This window comes from Neobacillus dielmonensis (genome assembly GCF_000612665.1).
GTDB classification, from domain to species: Bacteria; Bacillota; Bacilli; order Bacillales; family Cytobacillaceae; genus Neobacillus; species Neobacillus dielmonensis.
In genome coordinates this window covers 79,783-100,932 of record NZ_HG942073.1, presented here as the reverse complement: position 1 = coordinate 100,932, position 21,150 = coordinate 79,783, and the positions used below count along the sequence as shown (strand labels likewise).

Sequence of the window (21,150 nt, the reverse complement as noted above, 5' to 3'; positions counted from 1 at the left end):
CAAAAAAGCGATTGCTTAATCAAGGCAATCGCTTAATACATTTATCATATTAAAATACTTGTTCTACTTCCATAACGCCAGGTACTTCTTCTAAAAGTGCTCTTTCAATCCCGGCTTTTAGTGTAATCGTTGAGCTTGGGCAGGAACCGCATGCTCCGAGTAGGCGAAGCTTCACAATACCTTCCTCTACATCAACTAATTCGCAATCTCCGCCATCGCGAAGAAGAAATGGGCGTAATTTATCAAGTACATCTTGAACTTGTTCAAACATCTCTTTATCTTCCAAACTAATCGACTCCTTTCCTAATTATATTATAATGGTATTTACATTAAAAATCCATTGTTTGAAATGCCGGAATTTGTATTGTTGAATAAAAAGTTTGACGGCAAAAGAAGCACAGAATTTGGTTTCTATTTGTTTGTATTGATAAAATGAAAGAAAAACGATAGGAATGGTTTTATGGAGTTTAGAGAGGTAGAAATCGTACTATATGGTGCTGAACAGCTTTGCCCCAGCTGTGTGAACCTCCCATCCTCAAAAGAAACATATGAATGGTTGCAAGCTGCCATTGCCAGAAAGTTTCCTGGTCAGGCAGTCAAGATGACTTACGTTGATATTGATCAGCCTATTGGGGACAGGGCTAAAGTAGAGTTTGCCAAAAGAGTGATCGATGAGGATATGTTTTATCCAGTGGTTGTTATTGGGGAAAAAGTAGTAGGGGAAGGAAATCCGCGTTTAAAAACTATTTTTGCGGAGCTTGAGAAGCACGGATATCAGGCGGAGCAATAAGCAAAAGGCTGTCTACTAGACAGCCTTTTCGTTTACCCGTTATGAAATTTATACAACCAAAGAACACCAGATTTCAAAAGACGAGCTACACGCCCCGTAATCGGTCGTTCCGACATTAAACCAAAGCCTTGCTTTTTACCGAGAGAGCCAAGGATGCCTTTCAGTTTAATCGGCGGAAACGCAGTAGGGGGTTCCTCATTTTGCCATCTTTTTTTTAACACGTCGACGATTTGCAAAGCCTGTCCTTCGGCAAGCTGGGCGCTTGGGGCATGAGGAAGACTTGCGCAATCACCCACTATAAAAACATGCTCATCGTTAGGCAGATGATGGCGTGGAGTTACGGTCAGTCTGCCCATGCCATCTTTCTCAGCATCCATCTGACGGACGATTTTATTGGCTTGGATTCCAGCAGTCCAAACAATCACGTCGCAAAAGATTGGTTCATCATGATTATATAAAGTATTTGGTTCCACTTTTGTGATGTTCGAATTATTGATGATTTCTACGTTGTGCTTCACAAACCAATTTTCTACATAAGTGCTGAGTCTGGTTGGAAAGGCAGATAGGATATGTTTACCGCGGTCGAATAATTTAATCTGAAGATCCTCGCGACTTTCACTCAATTCACTGGCAAGTTCCACGCCACTAAGACCGGCCCCGACAATTCCCACAACAGACCCTGGTCCTAAATTGTTTAGGGCAGCATAGGTCCGACGGGATTGGCTAATCGATTGGATACTATAAGTAAATTGGTCCGCTCCTGGAACACCATGGTATTTATCCTCGCAGCCAAGTCCAATCACTAAATCATCATAAACTACTTTCTCACCGTCTTGAAGATATACTGTTTTCTCGTTTGGCTCAATTCGAGTGACAGTTCCATATTTAATGGTAAGTCTTGAATGTTCTGGAAATGTAACACGAACTTCTTTGTCTGAAATGGTCCCAGCAGCCAGTGCGTAATATTCAGTTTTTAAACAATGATATGGTACCTGGTCGACAAGGGTAATGGATACATCCTCTGGAAGCTGGTCAGGGAGCAGCTCATTAAGAATTTTCATTCCCCCGTAACCGCCGCCAAGTACAACAAGGTTTTTCATTTCTTTATCCCCTTTGGTTTAGGCTTTCACAAATCCATAAGCATAAAAAAATTGTTGATTTAGCTAATATTCATAATTTTCTTGTCCGTGTGTAACACCATTTACGAGTATAGCGAAAATATGACAAAATAACAACAAATATACCATGTTTCTTGACATCGTTACATACATCATGCTGTTGACTGAATCAGTGGTTTGAAGTACGCTAATTACTTAGCGGAGAGGGTGAAAGTATGATTCAAATTATCATCGAATTTTGTGTCAGCAATCTGGCTAATGGAGCCCACCAGGCGTTTGAAACATTAAAAAAAGACCCAAATTTGGACGTCATTGAATATGGCTGTCTCAGCCACTGCGGCAAATGTGCCCGTTCTCTATATGCACTTGTTGATGGCAAAGTAGTGACGGGGAACACACCGGAAGAACTGGTTAATCATATCTATGAATATGTTGAGACTCATCCAGTTTTTTAATTAGGACCAAGCCGATTCCTTTTAGAAAGCGCTTCATATTATATTATGAAGCTCAACAGTTGAGTAGTTTCCGGTCAGTGTATATACTATAGTTAAAACCTCAGACAAAGGAGGGAGTATCCTATGAGCAAAGATGTTATCATTCTAACAGAAGCAGCTTCATTACAAATTAAAGATATGATGAAGCATAATGAAGAAGAAGGTGCCTTTTTACGTGTCGGAGTGAAAGGCGGCGGCTGCAGTGGTTTATCATACGGAATGGGTTTCGACCACGAGGTCAAGGATGATGATACACAATTTGAACAGTTTGGCATAAAGATTCTTGTTGATAAGGAAAGTGCCCCAATATTACAAGGGACCAAGATTGATTATAAGCAATCGATGATGGGTGGCGGTTTTACTATTGACAATCCAAATGCCATCGCTTCCTGCGGCTGCGGTTCATCCTTTAGAACTGCAGCAGTAGCCGGATCACCGGAAGAATGCTAATAAACAAAGGATCTGTTAAGCGATACTGTTGATTGGAGCTGTAATCAACAGCCAATATTATTAACAGAGCCAAAACAAAAAAAGGCGCCCTGGGGCGCCTTTTGCTTTTTATTTATCAAACATAGAAGAACTGTGTAATGGCTGAATTCTAGCTTTGGGATCCATAAACGCTTTAGCGTTGTTTACCGCAGTTGGTGCTTCACCAAATCCGCAAGCAATTAATTTTACTTTGCCCTCATAAGTGCAAATATCACCGGCAGCATATATTCCTGGAATATTCGTTTCCATTTTGGAGTTAACTACAATGGCGTTCTTTTCAATATGTAAACCCCATTCTTTAATTGGGCCTAAAGAGGAAACAAAACCATAATTACAAATAACGGCGTCGACATCCAGGGTTTCAGTTGTTTCACCACTAGCACTTTTCAGAACAACTTGGTTAATTCCATTTGCATTCCCTATTAATTGTGCTGGGACAAATGGTGTTTTTACCTCCACCTTTGAGTTGAATAAGTTTTCTACACTATGTTCGTGAGCCCGAAACTTATCGCGCCTGTGCACGATGGTCACCTTCTCAGCAATTGGTTCTAGCATTAGTGCCCAGTCTACAGCTGAATCACCACCGCCAAATATAACAACTTTTTGCCCGGCAAATTGCTTTAAATCTTCAATAAAATAATACAGATTTTTTTTCTCATACTGTGTTGCTTCTTCAAGCTCAAGACGACGGGGCTGGAATGCGCCATTTCCGGCAGTAATAATGACAGATTTAGAAAAATGCACATCCTTATCGGTTGTAAGTTTAAATATGCCATCTTCTTGTTTTTCCAATTTGTCCACAGATTGTTCTAAGACAACAGTAGGTTCAAACTTTGCCATTTGTTCTTTTAGGTTATTTACTAATTCTTGTGCCCGAATTTTCGGAAATCCAGCTACATCATAAATGTATTTTTCTGGATATAGTGCTGATAATTGGCCGCCTAATTGTGGCAGGCTTTCAATTATTTTCACGGATGCTTGTCTCATTCCCCCATAAAAGGCAGTAAAAAGACCGACAGGACCTCCACCGATGATCGTTATGTCAAAAACTTTTTGATCTTCTTGCACTCCGGTATCCCCCTAACCTAGTAGTAACAACTCCACACACTATCATATCATAATTTAATTGTTTCCTCACTTATTTCTAGGGCAGACCGTACTCTTTGGTTAAAAGTACCGTGTTACAAACAAGTTAAAAATTGGGAGATTTATTTTACGTAAATTACTTGATAATCTGTAACAACTGGCATATGATGTAATGTGGATATATTGTTAACATTGTGTGACAAAATAAGTACATTATTTTGAATGAATTAATGCATTTACTTTCTGACCAATGGTTAAGAAATACTCCTTTCCTATATTTCCATTAGTGAATTTTATCACATACTTTTTTATTAGTAAGAAAATAATAGCATCACAAGAAGTGTGCAAATTATTAAGGAGTAAAAATATACTTAAAAGGTGGAAGTGATCACTTTGAAAAAGCCAAAGATTGTAATTCTAGGTGCCGGGTATGGCGGGCTGATGACAACTGTACGCTTGCAAAAGCAAGTTGGTGTAAATGAAGCTGATATTGTGTTAATAAATAAAAACGATTATCATTATGAAACTACATGGCTCCATGAGGCTTCAGCAGGTACGCTTCATCATGACAGAGTTCGGTATGATATCCGAGCTGTTATTGATCGCAGTAAAGTCGATTTTGTTCAAGACACAGTAGTGGAAATTAAAAAGGATGAGAAAAAAGTTATTTTGGAAAATGGCGAAGTGGAGTATGACTATCTTGTTATTTCATTGGGCGGCGAACCTGAAACATTTGGTATTCAAGGTTTGAAAGAATATGCTTTTGGTATCACCAATGTTAATTCATCACGTCAATTGCGTGAGCATATTGAATATCAATTTGCTACCTATAATATGGAAGCTGAGAAAAACGATAATCGGTTAACGATTGTTGTTGGTGGTGCTGGTTTCACAGGCATTGAATTTCTTGGTGAGTTAACCAACCGAATACCTGAGTTGTGCCGTGAGTACGACATAGACCCTCACAAAGTAAAAATACTTTGTGTAGAAGCTGCACCAACTGTACTCCCTGGTTTTGATCCGGAACTAGTGAAATATGCAGTTTCCCAGTTGGAGCGCAAAGGAGTAGAATTCTTAATTGGAACGGCCATTAAAGAGTGTACTCCAGAAGGAATTTTTGTAGCAAAAGGTGACGCAGAGCCTTATGAAATTAAAGCCGAAACTGTTGTTTGGGCAGCAGGTGTCCGTGGGAATGCAATTATTGAAAAATCCGGTTTTGAAGCAATGCGAGGACGGGTAAAGGTAACTCCGGAACTTCGTGTTCCTGGATATGAAGATGTATTTGTCATCGGGGACAGTTCACTTGTTATTAATGAAGAAATTAATCGTCCATATCCGCCAACTGCACAGATTTCTATGCAACAAGGTGAAAATGTAGCGGCCAATATAGCTAGATTGGTTCGCAATAAACAGGATCTCGTGCCATTTGAATTTGATAATAAAGGTACGGTTTGTTCCCTAGGCGAAGATGATGCAATTGGAGTTGTTTTTGGCAAAAAGTTAACGGGTGCCAAAGCTTCCTTTATGAAAAAAGTCATCGACAACCGCTCTTTATTCATGATTGGCGGCATAGGCCTATTATTGAAAAAAGGAAAATTTAATGTATTTTAATAATGTGAAAAAGAACAGGGCAACCTAAAACAGGAGCCTGTTCTTTTTTATATTCGGCTCTGTTAAACGAAAATGTTGATTTGTTTAACTTGTTGATTCGAGATGAAGGCGAGCGCCTAAAGCGGAAATCAACAGCCAAATTAACAGAGCCTATTTTAAAAAAAGGTGAAACGTCAAGGAAATGCAAGAATAGCCTGTATGTAATCGCTTTTCTTACTTGATTTACCAATAATTTAGCTCTTTTCTTTTTCATTCTTTCATGGTATATTATCAGAAATTTAAGTCAATATATAAGGAGGATAAGTACAATGACCGTAAATACTGTGGATACAAAGCCATGTGAGTATTGTTCAGGCGTTGGCTATTTCCAATTACTGCTTGGGGGTTCAGAAACTTGTTCCTCCTGTGAAGGAACAGGCCAGCAAATGAAAGATGAAAACTAGGTTTTACATTATAAACCTCTTCGAGACACTCGGAGAGTTATTTTTTTGTTCCAAATTATTTATGTTATCTACCGTAAAGTCATTTGTTTTTATTGACTCCCTTTTTGACTTTCAGTACACTAAAAGTTGATGCAAAGGGGGAATTTTCATGCAACAAATGAATATTGTTGTCTTAATTATATCGATTGTGCTATTTTTTGTGTTATTTTTTGGAATCGCTTTTATCTTAAACATGCTTCTCCGCATGTCTTGGATTATGGCATTTGTTTATCCGATTGTGGCGATATTTATTGTTGACAAGGTACGTTTCATTGAGTATTTTACGAACAGTGGACACTCATTTCAGGAATTAGGGCAGCGCTTGAGTTCTTTAGCTACGGCGGATATTTTAATCCTTTTAAGTGGTCTTGCTGGTGCCATTGCTGCCGGTTTTACTATAAAGCAATTACGAAAAAGTGGCTATCAAATGTTTTAGACCGTCTCACATGAGATTGGTCTTTTTTTGTATTTTGACCGATCCAAGGCTATATTTAAAAAATCTTCATCATCCTTCTGAATAATTCCTATTTTCTTGGGAATGAATATTTTGGGAGGAGTGAAATTTTTGATGAGTAAAACGAAAAAATGGATAACAAGATTCATGATGACCTGCCTTTTTTTAATGGCATCCCTTGTTACATTCCAAGCAATTTCGGGTGTTGATGCACATACATTGATTTCGCGGCTGGCAGCCATTTTCTCTCAAAGCAGTGCTGTTGCTGCATCGTCAACATTGGAAGATGCCTTTGACTGGTCAAAATATCCAAAACAGACGGTAACAGCTACCGGCTATACAGCCGGTATCGAATCTACAGGAAAGCAAGAAGGTCATCCGGAATATGGGATCACTTATTCTGGGGTTAAAGTGAAACGGGATTTATTTTCAACTATTGCTGCAGATTTATCGGTTTTCCCAATTGGAACGATTCTATTTATACCTGGTTATGGTTACGGAGTGGTAGCTGATAAAGGAGGAGCCATTAAAGGCAATCGCTTAGACCTTTATTACGAAACAGTAGAGGATGTTTATCAGCAATGGGGCAAGAAGACAGTTGATGTGTATGTTGTCCAAAAAGGGACGGGAAAGTTAACAGAGGAAGCGCTACAAGCGTTGAATGAAGACAAATCCCTGCAGGTTTTTAGACAGCAATATATTCGTTCGGAAAATCGATAAGCAGGCCAACCGGGCCTGTTTTTTGCTGTTCTCATGACAAATCTTTCTCTATTACCTAAAATAGAGATAAAGAGGATGAAAAGGGGAAGATCTCTTGACTGACTACCCAATCGAATACTATGAGTTTTTTGTCTGTTTTAACGAGGGAGATTATTATACATGCCATGACTTATTAGAAGAAATGTGGATGACAGAAAAAGACAATTTGTTTTTAAAGGGATTATTACAAATGAGTGTGGCAATTTACCATTACGAGTATGGCAACGTAAAAGGTGCGAGAGCTATGATGAGAACTGCACATAAGTACCTACAAGCATACCGTCCAAAGTTTTGGGGGCTCGACTTAGAAAAGATTTATCCGTTTATTGAGCAGGCATTGGCAATCTTTCCAGCGGGTATTGATCGTATTCCATTTGAAAAAGTGAAGCAATTACCCCAGCTGCCTCAGCTGCTCTTGTATTTGGAGGATGATTAGAAAGTCGAAATATATTTATTTTTTCGATATAATAAATCTTGAAAATTGTGGAGGTGTATCATGTTGTTTGAATTTGAAAGAGAATTATCATCTGCGGCTACACATGAAGGATTGATTATTGGACTATTTGACAAGCCGGAAAAATTTTCTGGGCCATTGGCAAAATTGGATGAGTCCTTTGATGGACAGCTCACTCAATTAGTGAAATCAGGGGATGTTTCAGCCAAGTTAAAGCGAATTAGCAAAGTACATAGTTTAGGGAAAATCGGGTCAAAACGAATTTGGTTCGTTGGGCTTGGCAAGGAAAAGGAGTTAACCTTTGATCAATTAAGAAACGCTTTTGGTAAAGTGTTCAAGGAAGTCAATCGAAGCAAACTGAACGAAGCAGCCGTATATTTGGATTCTTTTGTAACAGAAAAGGTAGACGGTCTGGATGTAGCACATGCAGTAGGAGAAGCATTTGCTCTAGCTTCTTACCATTTTGAAGGCTATAGGCAAAAGTCAAATGAACCGGAACGTAAAGTTGAAACTCTCACAATCTATAACGAAAGTGTTGAGGAAGAGGACTTACGTGCTTCGGTAATGGTTGGATATGCGTTTGGTACGGGAACCAATTCAGCAAGAAGCCTTGTCAACACGCCGGGAAATTTGTTGACAGCAACGGACTTGGCCAATTATGCGGCAGACCTAGGTGCCAAGTATCAATTTGAAGTGGAAGTTTTAGATAAGCCGGAAATTGAAAAGCTTGGTATGGGGGCGTTCTTGGCTGTTAACCAAGGGTCAATAGAACCTCCGAAAATGATTGTCTTGAAATACCAAGGTAAAGAAGACTGGACAGATGTAATCGGTTTAGTCGGTAAAGGAATAACTTTTGACACTGGTGGATATTCCATAAAAACGAAAGCCGGCATTGTTGGCATGAAAACTGATATGGGCGGTGCGGCCGCTGTACTTGGTGCAATGGAAATTATCGGTGAACTAAGACCTGAGCAGAATGTGGTTGCTGTTATTCCATCAACAGATAATATGATTAGCGGCAATGCCTTTAAACCTGATGATGTGATTACATCAATGAGCGGCAAAACCATTGAAGTGCTGAATACTGATGCTGAAGGACGCCTCGTCCTATCCGATGCGATTACCTATGCCAAGCATCACGGCGCCAATTACCTGGTAGATGTGGCGACATTAACTGGGGGCGTAATTACTGCACTTGGCGTACACACTACAGGAGCAATGACAAATAATGAACCATTATACGAACAGGTATTGGAGGCTTCAATCGAGGCCGGAGAGCAGATGTGGCAGCTTCCATTGTTTGAATCGGAAAAAGAGCGAGTACGGAACAGCCCTGTAGCCGATTTAAATAACTCTCCTGGGAGTGAGGGACACGCGATCGTTGCCGGAGCCTTTATCGGTGAGTTTGCTGAGGGTACTCCATGGGTCCATTTGGATATTGCCGGTACTGCAACATCTAAGAAAGAATATGATCTGGGGCCAGCTGGGGCAACTGGGGTTATGACTCGGACACTTGCCTTATTTGTTGAGCGTTTTGAACCTTTAAACTAATAAAGCAGGGGCTGACGAATGAATCGTCAGCTTCTTTTTTAAGGACCAGTATCTTCACGTTAAGCCCACTCCAACTCCAGCTTTATTGCATATGAAATAGTATAGTTGCAATAGAACTAAGAAAGGGAGGTAAGGCCTTAATGTACCCATATTATCGAAATGCCTATCCGGTTGGGGACCAAAGGTTTCTCGGATGGGGATGGGGACTGCCGTTAGCAATCGGTGGACTGAGCTTTTTAGGAGGGCTTATTGGAGGAGGTTTAGGAGCTGCAGCAGCACGCCCATTCTACCCAGGGTTTGGATACCCGGGATTTGGATACCCAGGTTTTGGTTATGCACCATTCGGATACCCAGGATTTTATTAGAAAACGAAGAAACAGCTCGTACATGAGAGCTGTTTTTCCTTTAGAAACATGGCATTTTGAAATCATAAGAAGGATTTCCTTATAATGGATAGAATATTTAGATTATAAAAACATTACATAAGAGAGGAAGTAAGAAACATGCAGGAAACATTAATAGCGGCACTTGGAATAGAGTTGTCCCATATTGAAGATGGAAGAGTAATCGCCACGATGCCGGTCGATAGGCGGACGAGGCAGCCATTTGGTATTCTCCATGGAGGAGCGTCCGTAGCTTTGGCTGAAACAGTCGCTAGCGTTGGTGCCTATGAATTAGTGGACAAAGAAACAGAAGCCGTAGCAGGACTTGAAATTAATGCAAACCATGTCCGGCCAAAGTCGGATGGGACAGTTACCGCCGTAGGGACCTTGTTACATAGAGGAAAAACAACCATGGTTTGGGATATCAAGATAACGGATGAACAAGACCGGCTGATTTGTGTTTCTAGGTGTACAATGGCAATTATTAAAAGGAAAAAATAATGCTTCTGAATGGAAAAGGATGGATTTGTTCCTATCCTTTTTTTTACATCTGTTTATTCAAAATTTAAAAAATTTAGCCAGAATTCGTGCTATAATGTAAGATATAAGCACAATTTTTTTGTACAGGTTTTTTATATAATGTATTACAAATGTACGATAAAGGTGGTGAATATTTATGGTCTTAAAGAAGCAGTATTTATTTATTGATTTTGAGTTTACTATGCCTGAGCGAAATGTACGGGCGAAGGACTTTTTTGCTGAAATTATTGAGGTTGGAATTGTTTCCGTGGTCGATAATCAAATAATGGAGCAGTTTTCCTCCTTTGTTACGCCACTAAAATTCTCGAAATTATCGGAACGCTGCAAATCGTTCTTACATATAACACAGGAGCAGGTAGATACGGGGCTATCTTTCTTTGAATTTGTTCGAAAACTTGAGGAGTTTACCAAAAACAAATTAGACACCACCATCGTTACCTGGGGCAATATGGATATGAAGGTACTAAGGCAGAATTGTTTAGCCGCGGGTGTTCCTTTCCCATTTCAAGCACATGAATTAGATTTGTCGATGGAGTACAAACGATTCTTTGGAGACCAAAACCAAACGGGCCTATGGAAAGCCGTTCAGGAATATGGTAAAGAAGGGACAGGCCGGCACCATCGTGCCTTGGATGATGCTTTAACTACGTATAATATTTTTAAGCTGGTAGAAAAGGATAAACGGTATTTAGAAAAGCCAAAACCAACCACCATTGGTGACCGAGTTGATTTCTCAAAACTTTTAAATGAATTCGCATAAAAGGCCAAATCCTTTAAACCGGTTTGGCCTTTTATTTATTATTATTTTTATTATTACCCTTTGAAATAATCTTTCTCCAATGATTTAATGATTTGTAAGCTTTTTTCTGCCCATGGGGATGCCTGTTCTTTCAACTCATCCCTCATTTTTTGAACGGATTCTTGAAGAGATTGCTGATAATCCGGCACTTCCCCGTCAAATGGTTTGACCATTTGTTTTGGTATGTTCGCCTGCTCTCTGAAGCTTAGAGCACGCCGTTCATGGAAAAATCCCACATCCGCCTCTTTAGGATGATGCAGATCTCCCTGCATAGGATGTTTGGCAACTGCCAGCACTCTTACTAAATAATGCTGCGGGCGAACTTCCGTAATCTCCCCGATATATTTTCCTGTTTTGTAAATTCCTGTTACAATGGTACCTGCCTGTAATTCTTCCATTGCGAATCACTCCTAACTAGCAAATTTGTTTCTTTCATTTTATTATGAAAATAGCTAAATTAAAAATATATTGCCATTATATTTGAGTAAAGTGAAAAAATTGGAGGAAAGCTACTATGAGGAACAAGATGACAATTATATTAACCTGTGTAACATTGGTTTTGCTCATTAGTCTTGCTGGTTGTGGGACCAGCAAAAACGAGAATGGGGCAAAACCTGAGAGTTCAAAATCGAAGACCGAACAGAAGGAAGGAGACAAACCAGTGGAGAACGGAGTTTATCCTCAACTTACGAAAGAGGTTTCGGAGAATGAGCGGCTTGTTGAAATGGAGACCTCGATGGGAAATATTAAAATTAAACTATTTCCGGAGTATGCCCCCAAAGCGGTGGAGAATTTTATTACCCATAGTGAGCAAGGGTATTATAATGGGCTAATATTTCATCGGGTTATTAAAGATTTTATGATCCAAGGCGGTGATCCAAAGGGGAATGGGACCGGAGGAGAAAGTATCTGGGGGAAACCTTTTGAGGACGAGTTCGCACCCAATTTGATTAATATTCGCGGAGCATTATCAATGGCAAATGCTGGTGCCAATACAAATGGGAGCCAGTTCTTTATTGTCCAGAGCACCAAATTGGACCCATCTATGAAGGACCAAATGAAAAAAGCAGGCTACCCGGATGACATCATTCATGCCTATGACCAAAACGGCGGGACACCGTGGCTGGATGGAAGACATACTGTTTTCGGCCAAGTAATTGAAGGAATGGATGTGGTCGATGCGATAGCCAGTACACCGGTTGATGCAAAGGATAAACCACAAAATGATGTAACGATAAAAGGGATCAAGGTTTTGAAATAGGCAGATTATTGGAATAGAACATATAGTATTGGTATAATTAATTATTAAAACAAGCTCTCTGCAGAAGGGGAGAATAAAATGTTTCATTCCTTAGTCTTGTCTTTGTTTTTATATTTTCCAGAGGATAAATCAGAATACGTCCCCGCAGTTATATCGTTAATTATCTTTATGGCCGGAGCACTTGTTGCCATGCGGATCATCGTGAAAATTTCTAAGCGGGATGAACAGAAGGCAAAGCAATTAGAAGAACAGTTAAAAAAAAGTCAAACAGAGCAAAAGAACAGCTGACCGATGCTGTTCTTTTTTTATGCCACAGGTCGTCGTAATCCGGATGGATAAGCCTGTTTTTAATGAAATGGATAAGTTATGGGTAAATATCTAAGCTAATCCAAAAAGAAAGACATACTCTATCATGAGACATAAAGGAGGCGATACGATTAATGACTAAACGGCAACTTTCAGGTTCACAAGGCATGCCTGGACAAATGGGGGGCTTCCCGCAAATGGGAGGACAACCGCAAATGGGGGGCTTCCCGCAAATGGGAGGACAACCGCAAATGGGGGGCTTCCCGCAGATGGGAGGACAACCGCAAATGGGAGGGTTCCCGCAGATGGGAGGATACCCGCAAATGGGGGGCTTCCCACAAATGGGAGGATATCCTCACATGGGAGGGTTCCCGCAGATGGGAGGATACCCACAAATGGGAGGGATCCCGCAGATGGGAGGATACCCACAAATGGGAGGATATCCTCAACAATTAGGTCAATTTGGGAGTCAATATCCGTTAAGGAAGAAAGATAAGAAATAGAAGCTTTTGAACATGTTTCATTGGATATAATCCCCTTATACTCATCCTAAGACCTGCCTTCTTTTTAAGGGCAGGTTTTCATTTTGAATTAGTTCTACTATACTGAATGTATATTATTGGGACGTAAAAAAGGAGTGTACAATCTTGGCTACTAAGCTTTATTATCATGATGCATACATAAGTTTGTTTACAGCACATGTGTTAAGACAGGAACAGGACAAGGATGGCAGATGGCTAGCAGTATTGGATCAAACTGCCTTTTATCCAACAGGAGGGGGGCAGCCATTTGATACTGGATTTATCGGAGAACAACAGGTGGTAAACGTCGAAGAAGTAGATGGGGAGATCTTTCACTATCTCGACAGTCCAATACAGGATCTAAGTAACGAAGTATGTTGCACCATTAACTGGGAACGCCGGTTTGACCATATGCAGCAGCATGCCGGGCAGCATATTTTTTCTGCCGCCTTTGACCATTTATTTGGTTATAAAACCATTGGTTTCCATCTTGGAAATGACGCGGTTACCATCGATTTGGAGACCGAACAACTGAATGAGGAACAGGCAGAAGCAGCTGAACAATTAGCGAATCGAATAATCCTCGAGAACAGGACGATTGAAACGAAATGGGTAACCGAAGGTGAGCTTTCACTTTATCCTCTAAGAAAAGAAACAAAAGTAAAAGACAATATTCGCTTGGTGATTATTCCGGAGTTTGACTATAATGGCTGCGGCGGTACACATCCCAAAACTACGGGCGAAGTTCGCGCTATTAAAGTCTTGAATTGGGAAAGGCAAAAGAAAAAGGTCCGCCTTACTTTTATTTGTGGGGAACGGGTTTTAAGCCAATTTGACCAAAAACAAAAACTACTGCTGAAATTAACCCAGTTACTCAATGCACCAGAACGGGATATGGAACAAGCTGTTGTGAAAATGGTAGAAAGTGCAAAAGCAGCGGAAAAGCAAATTGAAGAACAGCTGGGGCTTCTGCTTCACTATGAGGCAAGAGAATGGCTGGATAAGTGCACCGATCATCAAATAGGGATTGTTTTTCAAAACCGTACTATACAAGAGCTTCAAAAACTAGCGCGCTTGATGATTACTGAGAATAATCAGGCGATTGTGTTCCTTATTTCAGAAAATGAAAATCGCCTTCAGCTTGTATGTGCACGAGGTGAAGCACGGGCTGAGAGTATGAAGAAAATACTTAGCAATGCCCTTAAAGTTATCAATGGAAAAGGGGGAGGCAATGATAGTTTTGCTCAAGGGGGCGGGGACGCGCTGGTTTCCGGAGAACAGCTATTGGACTATGTGCAGCAAATAGCATCCAAGGATGATATTTGCAACGAATGAAAGGCATAATAAGGGCAGAGTAACCCGAGAAGACACTAATTTTTGAGATAAGGATAATGAGGGTTGTGAGTTTTCTATTTCAGGTTCATTAGGTATACTTTAACTATCAAAGTATGAGGGTGATATAATGGGGTTTTTAGATGGCTTAATGGGGAATGCTTCCGAAATCAATGTGGCAGAAATAGAGAAAGAATATGCTAAAATACTTGCACCCAATGAGAGAATTGAAAAGGCATATAAACTAATTCGTGATCTGTTCATTTTTTCAAATAAACGATTAATATTAGTGGATAAACAGGGAGTAACTGGTAAAAAGGTGGAGTATCATTCTATACCATATAAAAGCATTACCCACTTTAGCATTGAGACTGCCGGAAACTTTGATTTAGATGCGGAATTAAAAATTTGGATATCTGGAAACGCACTGCCACTGCAAAAACAATTTAATAAGAATTTAAATATCTATGAACTTCAAAGTGTTCTTGCAGCTTATGTGCTGAAATAACATTCTTTTGAAAAATCTAAAGCAGGTAAAATGATAGGTGGAAACATGAGAGAAGAAGTTGAGACTAACTTAAAATATGTTGATATTTTAAATGAATGGGACCCGTTTCAATTAAGTTCGGAAAGTTATGAAACAGAGATTGCTGATGTGATTCAGGCGGTTCACATAATGGATGATCCAACAAAACTGGCAAAACAAATCCAAGCTATTTACGAATTTTCCTTTGAAAAGTTGATTCCCTTAGAAGGTTGTTACCATGTTGCCTTACAGTTACTTAAGATTAAGGCGGACCAATCCTGCTCGATATAAGACGAATCGAATAAATAACTTCCAGGTATTAAAAAAAAAACGGACAACCAATAAGTTGTCCGCTCAAAAAGGGGGGGAATACTAGAAAGCTTATAAAATAAGTTTATCCAGTTTTCCCTAGTTTATACTTGGTTCCATTATATAAAGAGGGAGAATAAAGAGGATTTTTAATATTTTAAACCTTCTTCATTCTCTTTTATATTGTGAATGTTTAACGTCTGCTGCTGAAGAGGCTGTATGATGTTTTAGGCTGTTGTAAAGGGCAGTAGCTGGCAAATCTAATACTGTGGACAGCTTTAAGATCGTCTCATTACTCGGATTTTGCTCTTCGGATTCATACTTTTCAAGTGTATGAACCCCCACTCTCAATTTATGTGCAAGCTCCTCTTGTGTCATCTTCCTTAATTCCCTTGCATCCTTAATGATTTGACCTATTGAACGGCTCATACTAATCACCTCTTTTAATACGTAGTTAATCAAGTTTAGTTTAACATGGAATTTTTCTCTACAAGGTGGGGAAGGAATGAATTTTGTGTTACAAATCGGGGCTAGGGAGACCCCGCAGGCGCTTTCAGCGCCAAGGAGGCTCCCTGGCACGCCCGCGGAAAGCGAGTGACTGGAGCGGAAATCAACATCCAAATTTAACAGTGCCTTTAAATTAGACGACAAATAATCCAGATACTTCTTTGATTCGAGGCTCTAAGTATGATATAATTTTATATTGCATATAAATGGGAAAATTAAATTGTATATTTAGGAGTGTTTTCATGTCTGATAAAATTGAACCAGGTAGTATCATTACAGGAAAAGTTACAGGAATTCAACCATACGGAGCATTCGTGGCTTTAGATGAACATACACAAGGACTTGTTCATATTTCTGAAATTACTCACGGGTACGTAAAGGATATTAATGACCATCTTAAAGTTGGGGATGAAATTAAGGTAAAGGTTTTATCCGTTGATGAAGAGGCCGGAAAAATCGGTCTGTCTATTAAAGCAACGGAAGAGGCGCCAGTCCAAAGCGCGAAACCAAAGAAACCTCGGAAACGTCAAGCCGCTGCCATTATTCCCGAGGCTGAAGGTCAACAAGGATTTAACACGTTAAAAGAGAAGCTGCAGGAATGGATTGATCAATCACAGCGCGAAGATTTAATAAAAAAATAAATCAGGATAAGGTCTAGAACTTGCATATTTTTGTCTGTACTAGACCTTATTTTTTTGCTCTGTTAAACGATAATTATTATTTTTTAGCTTTGTTGATTGGTACGGAAGGCGCTCGACTCCTCGAAAATCCTCAATTATGCTATCGCGTTTTCTTCGTACGTGGGCTGATGCGAGGATGTATTTCAGTGTCCCGTGGGAGTACGGGGGTGGGGAGACCCCGCAGGCGCTTTCAGCTCCGAGGAGGCTCCCCGGCACGCCCGCGGGAACACTTAAAGCTTCTGGAGCGGAAGTCAACATCCAAATATAACAGAGCCTATTTTAAATCACTAAATGGCTATGGGGAGGAACGATTATGTCATCCAGAAAGAATAAATCAAATGAATTGATTGAAGTGACTGAGAAGTACGGAGCGAAAAATTATAACCCTTTGCCGATTGTCATTTCATATGCTGAAGGAGTTTGGGTAAAGGATCCAGAAGGCAACAAGTACATGGATATGTTAAGCGCTTACTCCTCTGTCAATCAAGGACATCGCCACCCAAAAATTATTCAAGCCTTAAAGGAACAAGCAGACCGGGTAACCCTGACTTCCCGTGCTTTCCATAATGACCAGCTAGGACCATGGTATAAAAAAATCTGCGAGATAACCAATAAGGAAATGGCTCTTCCCATGAACACAGGAGCGGAGGCTGTTGAAACAGCTGTAAAAGCTGCACGCCGCTGGGGGTATGATGTAAAGGGAATCGCAGAAAACCAGGTTGAGATCATTGGTTGTAACGGAAATTTCCATGGGCGTACAATGACAGCGGTTTCGTTATCATCAGAAGATGAATACAAGCGAGGCTTTGGTCCAATGCTCCCTGGAATTAAACTCGTGCCTTACGGTGATATAGAGGCATTGCAAGCAGCTATTACGCCTAACACAGCAGCGTTTTTAGTGGAGCCTATACAAGGGGAAGCCGGGATTGTCATTCCCCCGGAAGGCTATCTAAAATCAGCCTATGACCTTTGTAAGAAGAATAGGGTTCTATTTATTGCAGATGAAATCCAGGCTGGATTAGGTAGAGCTGGAAAAATGTTTGCCTGTGACTGGGAAGGGATTGAGCCGGATATGTATATCCTGGGAAAAGCCCTGGGCGGTGGAGTATTCCCAATTTCCTGCGTTGCCGCAGACAAAGATATCTTAGGTGTATTTAATCCAGGTTCACATGGCTCTACCTTTGGCGGTAATCCGATGGCATGTGCTGTGTCGATAGCCTCACTGGATGTTTTGGTAGAGGAAAAGCTGGCTGAACGTTCATTGGAGATGGGAGAGTATTTCTTCCAAAAGTTAAAAGAGATAAAAAATCCAATCATAAAAGAAATTCGGGGACGGGGATTATTTATTGGCATGGTTCTCAATCAGCCGGCCAGAAAATATTGTGAACAATTAAAAGAGCATGGTTTATTGTGTAAGGAGACGCATGATACTGTTATCAGGTTTGCTCCCCCTTTGGTGATTACGAAGGACGAATTGGATTGGGCATTAGAGAGGATTCATAAGGTGTTGGGTTAAACCAAAGAAAAAACCGGTATACTTTGTACCGGTTTTTTCACTTTATTAAGATTGGCTAGTTTCTGGGGATCTTACCGTTTCACGGTTAGGTTTAAACAGCAGTCCTAGGTTGATTAGACCTGCAATTCCAACTAAACCATAAATAATTCTTGAAAGGGCACTGTCTTGGCCTCCAAAAATGGCGGCAACAAGATCAAATTGAAAAAAGCCAATCAGCCCCCAGTTGATGGCGCCGATAATGGTAAGGACAAGTGCAATACGTTGGATAGCGCTCAAAATGGTTCCTCCTTTTGGAATATATTCATTATTAGAATTAATCAACTCCAATAAAATATTCATTGAAAATGAACAAATTTTTTTGGCAAAATAACAGACTATACTATAATGAAGAATGGAAAGGAAGGTGCTGAAATTTGCAGAATTTCACATTTAAAAACCCGACTAAATTAATCTTTGGGAAAGATCAGCTTGAACAATTAAAAGCAGAGGTACCCCGCTTTGGCAAAAAGGTATTGCTTGTCTATGGCGGAGGCAGTATTAAGCGGACTGGGTTATATGACAAGGTGGTCAACCTCTTGAAAGAAATTGGGACAGAGGTTTTTGAACTGTCCGGTGTGGAGCCAAATCCTCGCATCACTACGGCCCGTAAAGGTGTTGAAATTTGCAAACAGGAAGGTATCGAATTTTTACTTGCAGTAGGCGGTGGAAGTGTCATTGACTGCACCAAACTTATTGCTGCCGGTGCAAAATATGATGGCGATGCATGGGATCTCGTAACTAAAAAAGCGTTCGCCAAGGAAGCTCTCCCTTTTGGAACTGTATTAACTCTCGCGGCAACTGGATCCGAAATGAACTCAGGATCTGTTATCACCAATTGGGAAACAAACGAAAAATATGGCTGGGGCAGTCCAGCTACGTTCCCGCAATTTTCTATATTAGATCCGGTACATACTTATTCAGTACCAAAAAATCAAACTATTTACGGGATTGTCGATATGATGTCACATGTGTTTGAACACTATTTTCATCTTGAAGAGCATACCGACTTTCAGGACCGTATGTGTGAAGGGCTTCTATTAACAGTAATGGAAACTGCGCCGAAATTACTGGAGGACCTTGAAAACTACGAGCATCGTGCCACTATTCTTTATTGCGGCACTATGGCGTTAAATGGCATGGTAAATATGGGGTATAACGGTGACTGGGCAACCCATAATCTTGAGCATGCCGTTTCTGCTGTGTATGATATACCGCATGGCGGAGGACTGGCAATTTTATTCCCGCATTGGATGGAGCATAATCTAGGTGTTAAACCAGAGCGCTTTAAAAAATTGGCAGAGAGAGTTTTTGGAGTAAATCCAGAAGGGAAGACGGCAGAAGAAGCAGGTTTGGAAGGCATTCAAAAACTGCGTGAATTCTGGAACAGCATTGGAGCGCCATCCCGCTTGGCCGACTATGACATCGATGGTAGCAAACTCGACGTGATGGCCGATCGGGCAATGGTAAATGGTGAATTTGGCCGGTTTGCCAAACTGGACCGTGAAGATGTTTTAGCTATTTATCGCGCATCACTATAAAAATAAGAACTCGGATTTCTAATCCGGGTTCTTTGTTTGATAATTAGTGTAAAAAAATTATCGATAATGGGCACGCTTACATCATATGCGTTATCTTGATATTCTGGTCATCATTCGATAAAGTGAGTAATGAAATATAAAATAATGGAGGAGTAAGCATGACACATGTTCGTTTTGACTACTCAAAAGCACTTGCTTTCTTTGGAGAGCACGAAATTACATATTTAAGGGACTTGGTCAAGGTTGCCCATCATTCCTTGCATGAGAAAACAGGTGCCGGAAATGATTTTATCGGTTGGATCGACCTGCCAACCAACTATGACAAAGAAGAATTCGCACGAATTCAAAAAGCGGCTGCAAAAATCAAATCTGATTCGGACGTTTTGCTTGTAATAGGTATTGGAGGTTCTTATTTAGGAGCAAGAGCTGCTATTGAAATGCTCCAGCACAGTTTTTACAATGCATTGCCTAAAGAAAAACGACAAACACCGCAAATTATTTTTACAGGAAACAACATTAGTTCTTCGTATATGCGGGATGTTATGGATTTACTTGATGGAAAAGATTTTTCTATCAATGTAATCTCCAAGTCAGGTACTACGACCGAGCCAGCTATTGCATTTCGGATTTTCCGGAAGCTGCTTGAAGAAAAGTATGGAGCTGAGGAAGCGCGCAAGAGAATTTATGCCACCACTGATAAAGCAAGAGGCGCGTTAAAAACCCTTTCTGACGAAGAAGGCTTTGAAACATTTGTCATTCCAGACGATGTCGGCGGCCGTTATTCTGTACTGACAGCGGTTGGTTTGCTGCCAATTGCAGTGAGCGGAGCGGACATTGAAAAAATGATGGAGGGTGCTCGTCAAGCCCAAAACGATTTCAGCGGTTCTGAACTGGAGCAAAATGCTGCTTATCAATATGCGGCCGTTAGAAATATTCTTTACAATAAAGGGAAAACCATTGAGATGTTGATCAACTATGAGCCAGGGCTGCAATACTTTTCCGAATGGTGGAAGCAGCTGTTTGGTGAAAGTGAAGGCAAAGACCAAAAAGGAATTTATCCATCATCAGCCAACTTCTCGACTGACTTGCACTCGCTTGGACAGTATGTACAGGAAGGACGCCGCGATTTATTTGAGACAATCATCAAAGTGGAAAAACCACGCCATGAGCTAACAATCGAAGCTGTGGAGAATGATTTGGATGGTTTGAATTATCTTGCTGGTAAAACAATTGATTTTGTCAATAATAAGGCATTTGAAGGCACGATGCTGGCCCATACTGATGGAGGAGTTCCTAACTTAATTGTAACCATTCCTGAAATGGACGAGTATACATTTGGCTATCTAGTGTACTTCTTTGAAAAAGCCTGTGCTATGAGCGGCTATTTGCTTGGAGTAAATCCATTTGACCAGCCAGGGGTTGAGGCGTATAAAGTCAATATGTTCGCTTTGTTAGGTAAACCTGGATATGAAGAGATAAAGGCTGAACTAGAAAAACGTCTGAAATAAATAATGTTTAAAAAAGTGCAGATCCAATGATCAGCACTTTTTTAATGGAATTTACCAGAATGGAGAAACTAATTGTGATTGGACTAAAGGGGGTAAC

At 40.4% G+C, this 21,150-nt stretch carries 28 protein-coding genes; 22 read left to right on the top strand and 6 right to left on the bottom strand.

Annotated features, from left to right (window positions below):
• Positions 1-49: 49 nt before the first annotated feature.
• Entirely contained in the window at positions 50-271 is a 222-nt protein-coding gene (locus BN2425_RS15320; RefSeq protein ID WP_406603197.1) for a NifU family protein, read from the bottom strand.
• Positions 272-460: 189 nt separating this feature from the next.
• Between BN2425_RS15320 and BN2425_RS15315 the strand changes: the two genes are divergently transcribed.
• On the top strand, positions 461-790 hold the full coding sequence (locus BN2425_RS15315; RefSeq protein WP_042461194.1) for a YuzD family protein: 330 nt from the start codon (positions 461-463) through the stop codon (positions 788-790).
• 32 nt (positions 791-822) lie between these two features.
• On the opposite strand, the gene BN2425_RS15310 is transcribed toward BN2425_RS15315, so the two are convergent.
• The gene (locus tag BN2425_RS15310; RefSeq protein ID WP_042461191.1) at positions 823-1,890 is read right to left on the bottom strand and encodes an NAD(P)/FAD-dependent oxidoreductase; all 1,068 of its coding nucleotides are present in this window, start codon (positions 1,888-1,890) and stop codon (positions 823-825) included.
• A 236-nt stretch (positions 1,891-2,126) separates the two neighbouring features.
• Between BN2425_RS15310 and BN2425_RS15305 the strand changes: the two genes are divergently transcribed.
• Together BN2425_RS15305 and BN2425_RS15300 are read left to right on the top strand one after the other, a co-directional pair.
• Entirely contained in the window at positions 2,127-2,363 is a 237-nt protein-coding gene (locus BN2425_RS15305) for a YuzB family protein (RefSeq protein ID WP_195891952.1), read from the top strand.
• A gap of 123 nt (positions 2,364-2,486) precedes the next feature.
• The gene (locus BN2425_RS15300) at positions 2,487-2,852 is read left to right on the top strand and encodes a HesB/IscA family protein (RefSeq protein ID WP_042461186.1); all 366 of its coding nucleotides are present in this window, start codon (positions 2,487-2,489) and stop codon (positions 2,850-2,852) included.
• A gap of 108 nt (positions 2,853-2,960) precedes the next feature.
• On the opposite strand, the gene BN2425_RS15295 is transcribed toward BN2425_RS15300, so the two are convergent.
• On the bottom strand, positions 2,961-3,959 hold the full coding sequence (locus BN2425_RS15295; protein WP_042461183.1) for an NAD(P)/FAD-dependent oxidoreductase: 999 nt from the start codon (positions 3,957-3,959) through the stop codon (positions 2,961-2,963).
• Positions 3,960-4,370: 411 nt separating this feature from the next.
• Between BN2425_RS15295 and BN2425_RS15290 the strand changes: the two genes are divergently transcribed.
• From BN2425_RS15290 to kapD, 9 genes are all read left to right on the top strand, one after another.
• Positions 4,371-5,588 carry an NAD(P)/FAD-dependent oxidoreductase gene (locus BN2425_RS15290; protein WP_042461181.1) on the top strand — a complete coding sequence of 406 codons (1,218 nt, stop codon included), beginning with the start codon at positions 4,371-4,373 and terminating at the stop codon, positions 5,586-5,588.
• 308 nt (positions 5,589-5,896) lie between these two features.
• A complete protein-coding gene (locus BN2425_RS22800; protein WP_195891950.1) occupies positions 5,897-6,031 on the top strand; it encodes a YuiA family protein in 135 nt (44 codons plus the stop codon).
• A 148-nt stretch (positions 6,032-6,179) separates the two neighbouring features.
• On the top strand, positions 6,180-6,506 hold the full coding sequence (locus tag BN2425_RS15285; protein ID WP_042461178.1) for a YuiB family protein: 327 nt from the start codon (positions 6,180-6,182) through the stop codon (positions 6,504-6,506).
• Between the two features lie 132 nt (positions 6,507-6,638).
• A complete protein-coding gene (locus tag BN2425_RS15280; RefSeq protein WP_042461175.1) occupies positions 6,639-7,244 on the top strand; it encodes a 3D domain-containing protein in 606 nt (201 codons plus the stop codon).
• Between the two features lie 94 nt (positions 7,245-7,338).
• The gene (locus BN2425_RS15275; protein ID WP_042461173.1) at positions 7,339-7,719 is read left to right on the top strand and encodes a DUF309 domain-containing protein; all 381 of its coding nucleotides are present in this window, start codon (positions 7,339-7,341) and stop codon (positions 7,717-7,719) included.
• 60 nt (positions 7,720-7,779) lie between these two features.
• Complete coding sequence (locus BN2425_RS15270) at positions 7,780-9,288, top strand: leucyl aminopeptidase (RefSeq protein ID WP_319922079.1); 1,509 nt, start codon at positions 7,780-7,782, stop codon at positions 9,286-9,288.
• Positions 9,289-9,428: 140 nt separating this feature from the next.
• Complete coding sequence (locus tag BN2425_RS15265; RefSeq protein ID WP_052352894.1) at positions 9,429-9,653, top strand: hypothetical protein; 225 nt, start codon at positions 9,429-9,431, stop codon at positions 9,651-9,653.
• A 138-nt stretch (positions 9,654-9,791) separates the two neighbouring features.
• Positions 9,792-10,172 carry a hotdog fold thioesterase gene (locus BN2425_RS15260; protein ID WP_042461170.1) on the top strand — a complete coding sequence of 127 codons (381 nt, stop codon included), beginning with the start codon at positions 9,792-9,794 and terminating at the stop codon, positions 10,170-10,172.
• Between the two features lie 175 nt (positions 10,173-10,347).
• Entirely contained in the window at positions 10,348-10,971 is a 624-nt protein-coding gene (gene kapD, locus BN2425_RS15255; protein WP_042461168.1) for a 3'-5' exonuclease KapD, read from the top strand.
• A gap of 53 nt (positions 10,972-11,024) precedes the next feature.
• On the opposite strand, the gene BN2425_RS15250 is transcribed toward kapD, so the two are convergent.
• On the bottom strand, positions 11,025-11,408 hold the full coding sequence (locus tag BN2425_RS15250) for a kinase-associated lipoprotein B (protein ID WP_042461165.1): 384 nt from the start codon (positions 11,406-11,408) through the stop codon (positions 11,025-11,027).
• Positions 11,409-11,536: 128 nt separating this feature from the next.
• Between BN2425_RS15250 and BN2425_RS15245 the strand changes: the two genes are divergently transcribed.
• The 6 genes from BN2425_RS15245 (at position 11,537) to BN2425_RS15220 (ending at position 15,247) form a co-directional block, all read left to right on the top strand.
• Positions 11,537-12,271 carry a peptidylprolyl isomerase gene (locus BN2425_RS15245; protein ID WP_406603196.1) on the top strand — a complete coding sequence of 245 codons (735 nt, stop codon included), beginning with the start codon at positions 11,537-11,539 and terminating at the stop codon, positions 12,269-12,271.
• Positions 12,272-12,349: 78 nt separating this feature from the next.
• A complete protein-coding gene (locus BN2425_RS15240; protein WP_042461157.1) occupies positions 12,350-12,559 on the top strand; it encodes a hypothetical protein in 210 nt (69 codons plus the stop codon).
• 152 nt (positions 12,560-12,711) lie between these two features.
• A complete protein-coding gene (locus BN2425_RS15235) occupies positions 12,712-13,080 on the top strand; it encodes a hypothetical protein (protein WP_042461155.1) in 369 nt (122 codons plus the stop codon).
• Between the two features lie 144 nt (positions 13,081-13,224).
• Entirely contained in the window at positions 13,225-14,433 is a 1,209-nt protein-coding gene (locus BN2425_RS15230) for a serine-tRNA(Ala) deacylase AlaX (RefSeq protein ID WP_042461152.1), read from the top strand.
• A gap of 127 nt (positions 14,434-14,560) precedes the next feature.
• Positions 14,561-14,938, top strand: coding sequence for a PH domain-containing protein (locus BN2425_RS15225; RefSeq protein ID WP_042461150.1), 378 nt, complete (start codon positions 14,561-14,563; stop codon positions 14,936-14,938).
• A gap of 45 nt (positions 14,939-14,983) precedes the next feature.
• Complete coding sequence (locus BN2425_RS15220; protein ID WP_042461148.1) at positions 14,984-15,247, top strand: DUF1871 family protein; 264 nt, start codon at positions 14,984-14,986, stop codon at positions 15,245-15,247.
• Positions 15,248-15,433: 186 nt separating this feature from the next.
• Here BN2425_RS15220 and BN2425_RS15215 read toward each other — a convergent pair whose 3' ends face one another.
• On the bottom strand, positions 15,434-15,694 hold the full coding sequence (locus tag BN2425_RS15215; RefSeq protein WP_042461145.1) for a helix-turn-helix transcriptional regulator: 261 nt from the start codon (positions 15,692-15,694) through the stop codon (positions 15,434-15,436).
• A gap of 320 nt (positions 15,695-16,014) precedes the next feature.
• Between BN2425_RS15215 and yugI the strand changes: the two genes are divergently transcribed.
• Together yugI and BN2425_RS15205 are read left to right on the top strand one after the other, a co-directional pair.
• Positions 16,015-16,413 carry a S1 domain-containing post-transcriptional regulator GSP13 gene (gene yugI / locus BN2425_RS15210; RefSeq protein ID WP_042461143.1) on the top strand — a complete coding sequence of 133 codons (399 nt, stop codon included), beginning with the start codon at positions 16,015-16,017 and terminating at the stop codon, positions 16,411-16,413.
• Positions 16,414-16,765: 352 nt separating this feature from the next.
• The gene (locus BN2425_RS15205; protein ID WP_042461141.1) at positions 16,766-17,968 is read left to right on the top strand and encodes an ornithine--oxo-acid transaminase; all 1,203 of its coding nucleotides are present in this window, start codon (positions 16,766-16,768) and stop codon (positions 17,966-17,968) included.
• 45 nt (positions 17,969-18,013) lie between these two features.
• Here BN2425_RS15205 and BN2425_RS15200 read toward each other — a convergent pair whose 3' ends face one another.
• Positions 18,014-18,244, bottom strand: a complete 231-nt coding sequence (locus BN2425_RS15200) for a DUF378 domain-containing protein (RefSeq protein WP_042461138.1) — start codon at positions 18,242-18,244, stop codon at positions 18,014-18,016.
• Positions 18,245-18,381: 137 nt separating this feature from the next.
• Here BN2425_RS15200 and BN2425_RS15195 point away from each other — a divergent pair, with 137 nt between their 5' ends.
• Together BN2425_RS15195 and BN2425_RS15190 are read left to right on the top strand one after the other, a co-directional pair.
• Complete coding sequence (locus tag BN2425_RS15195; RefSeq protein WP_042461135.1) at positions 18,382-19,545, top strand: iron-containing alcohol dehydrogenase; 1,164 nt, start codon at positions 18,382-18,384, stop codon at positions 19,543-19,545.
• A 158-nt stretch (positions 19,546-19,703) separates the two neighbouring features.
• Positions 19,704-21,053, top strand: a complete 1,350-nt coding sequence (locus BN2425_RS15190; protein ID WP_042461133.1) for a glucose-6-phosphate isomerase — start codon at positions 19,704-19,706, stop codon at positions 21,051-21,053.
• Positions 21,054-21,150: the final 97 nt, after the last annotated feature.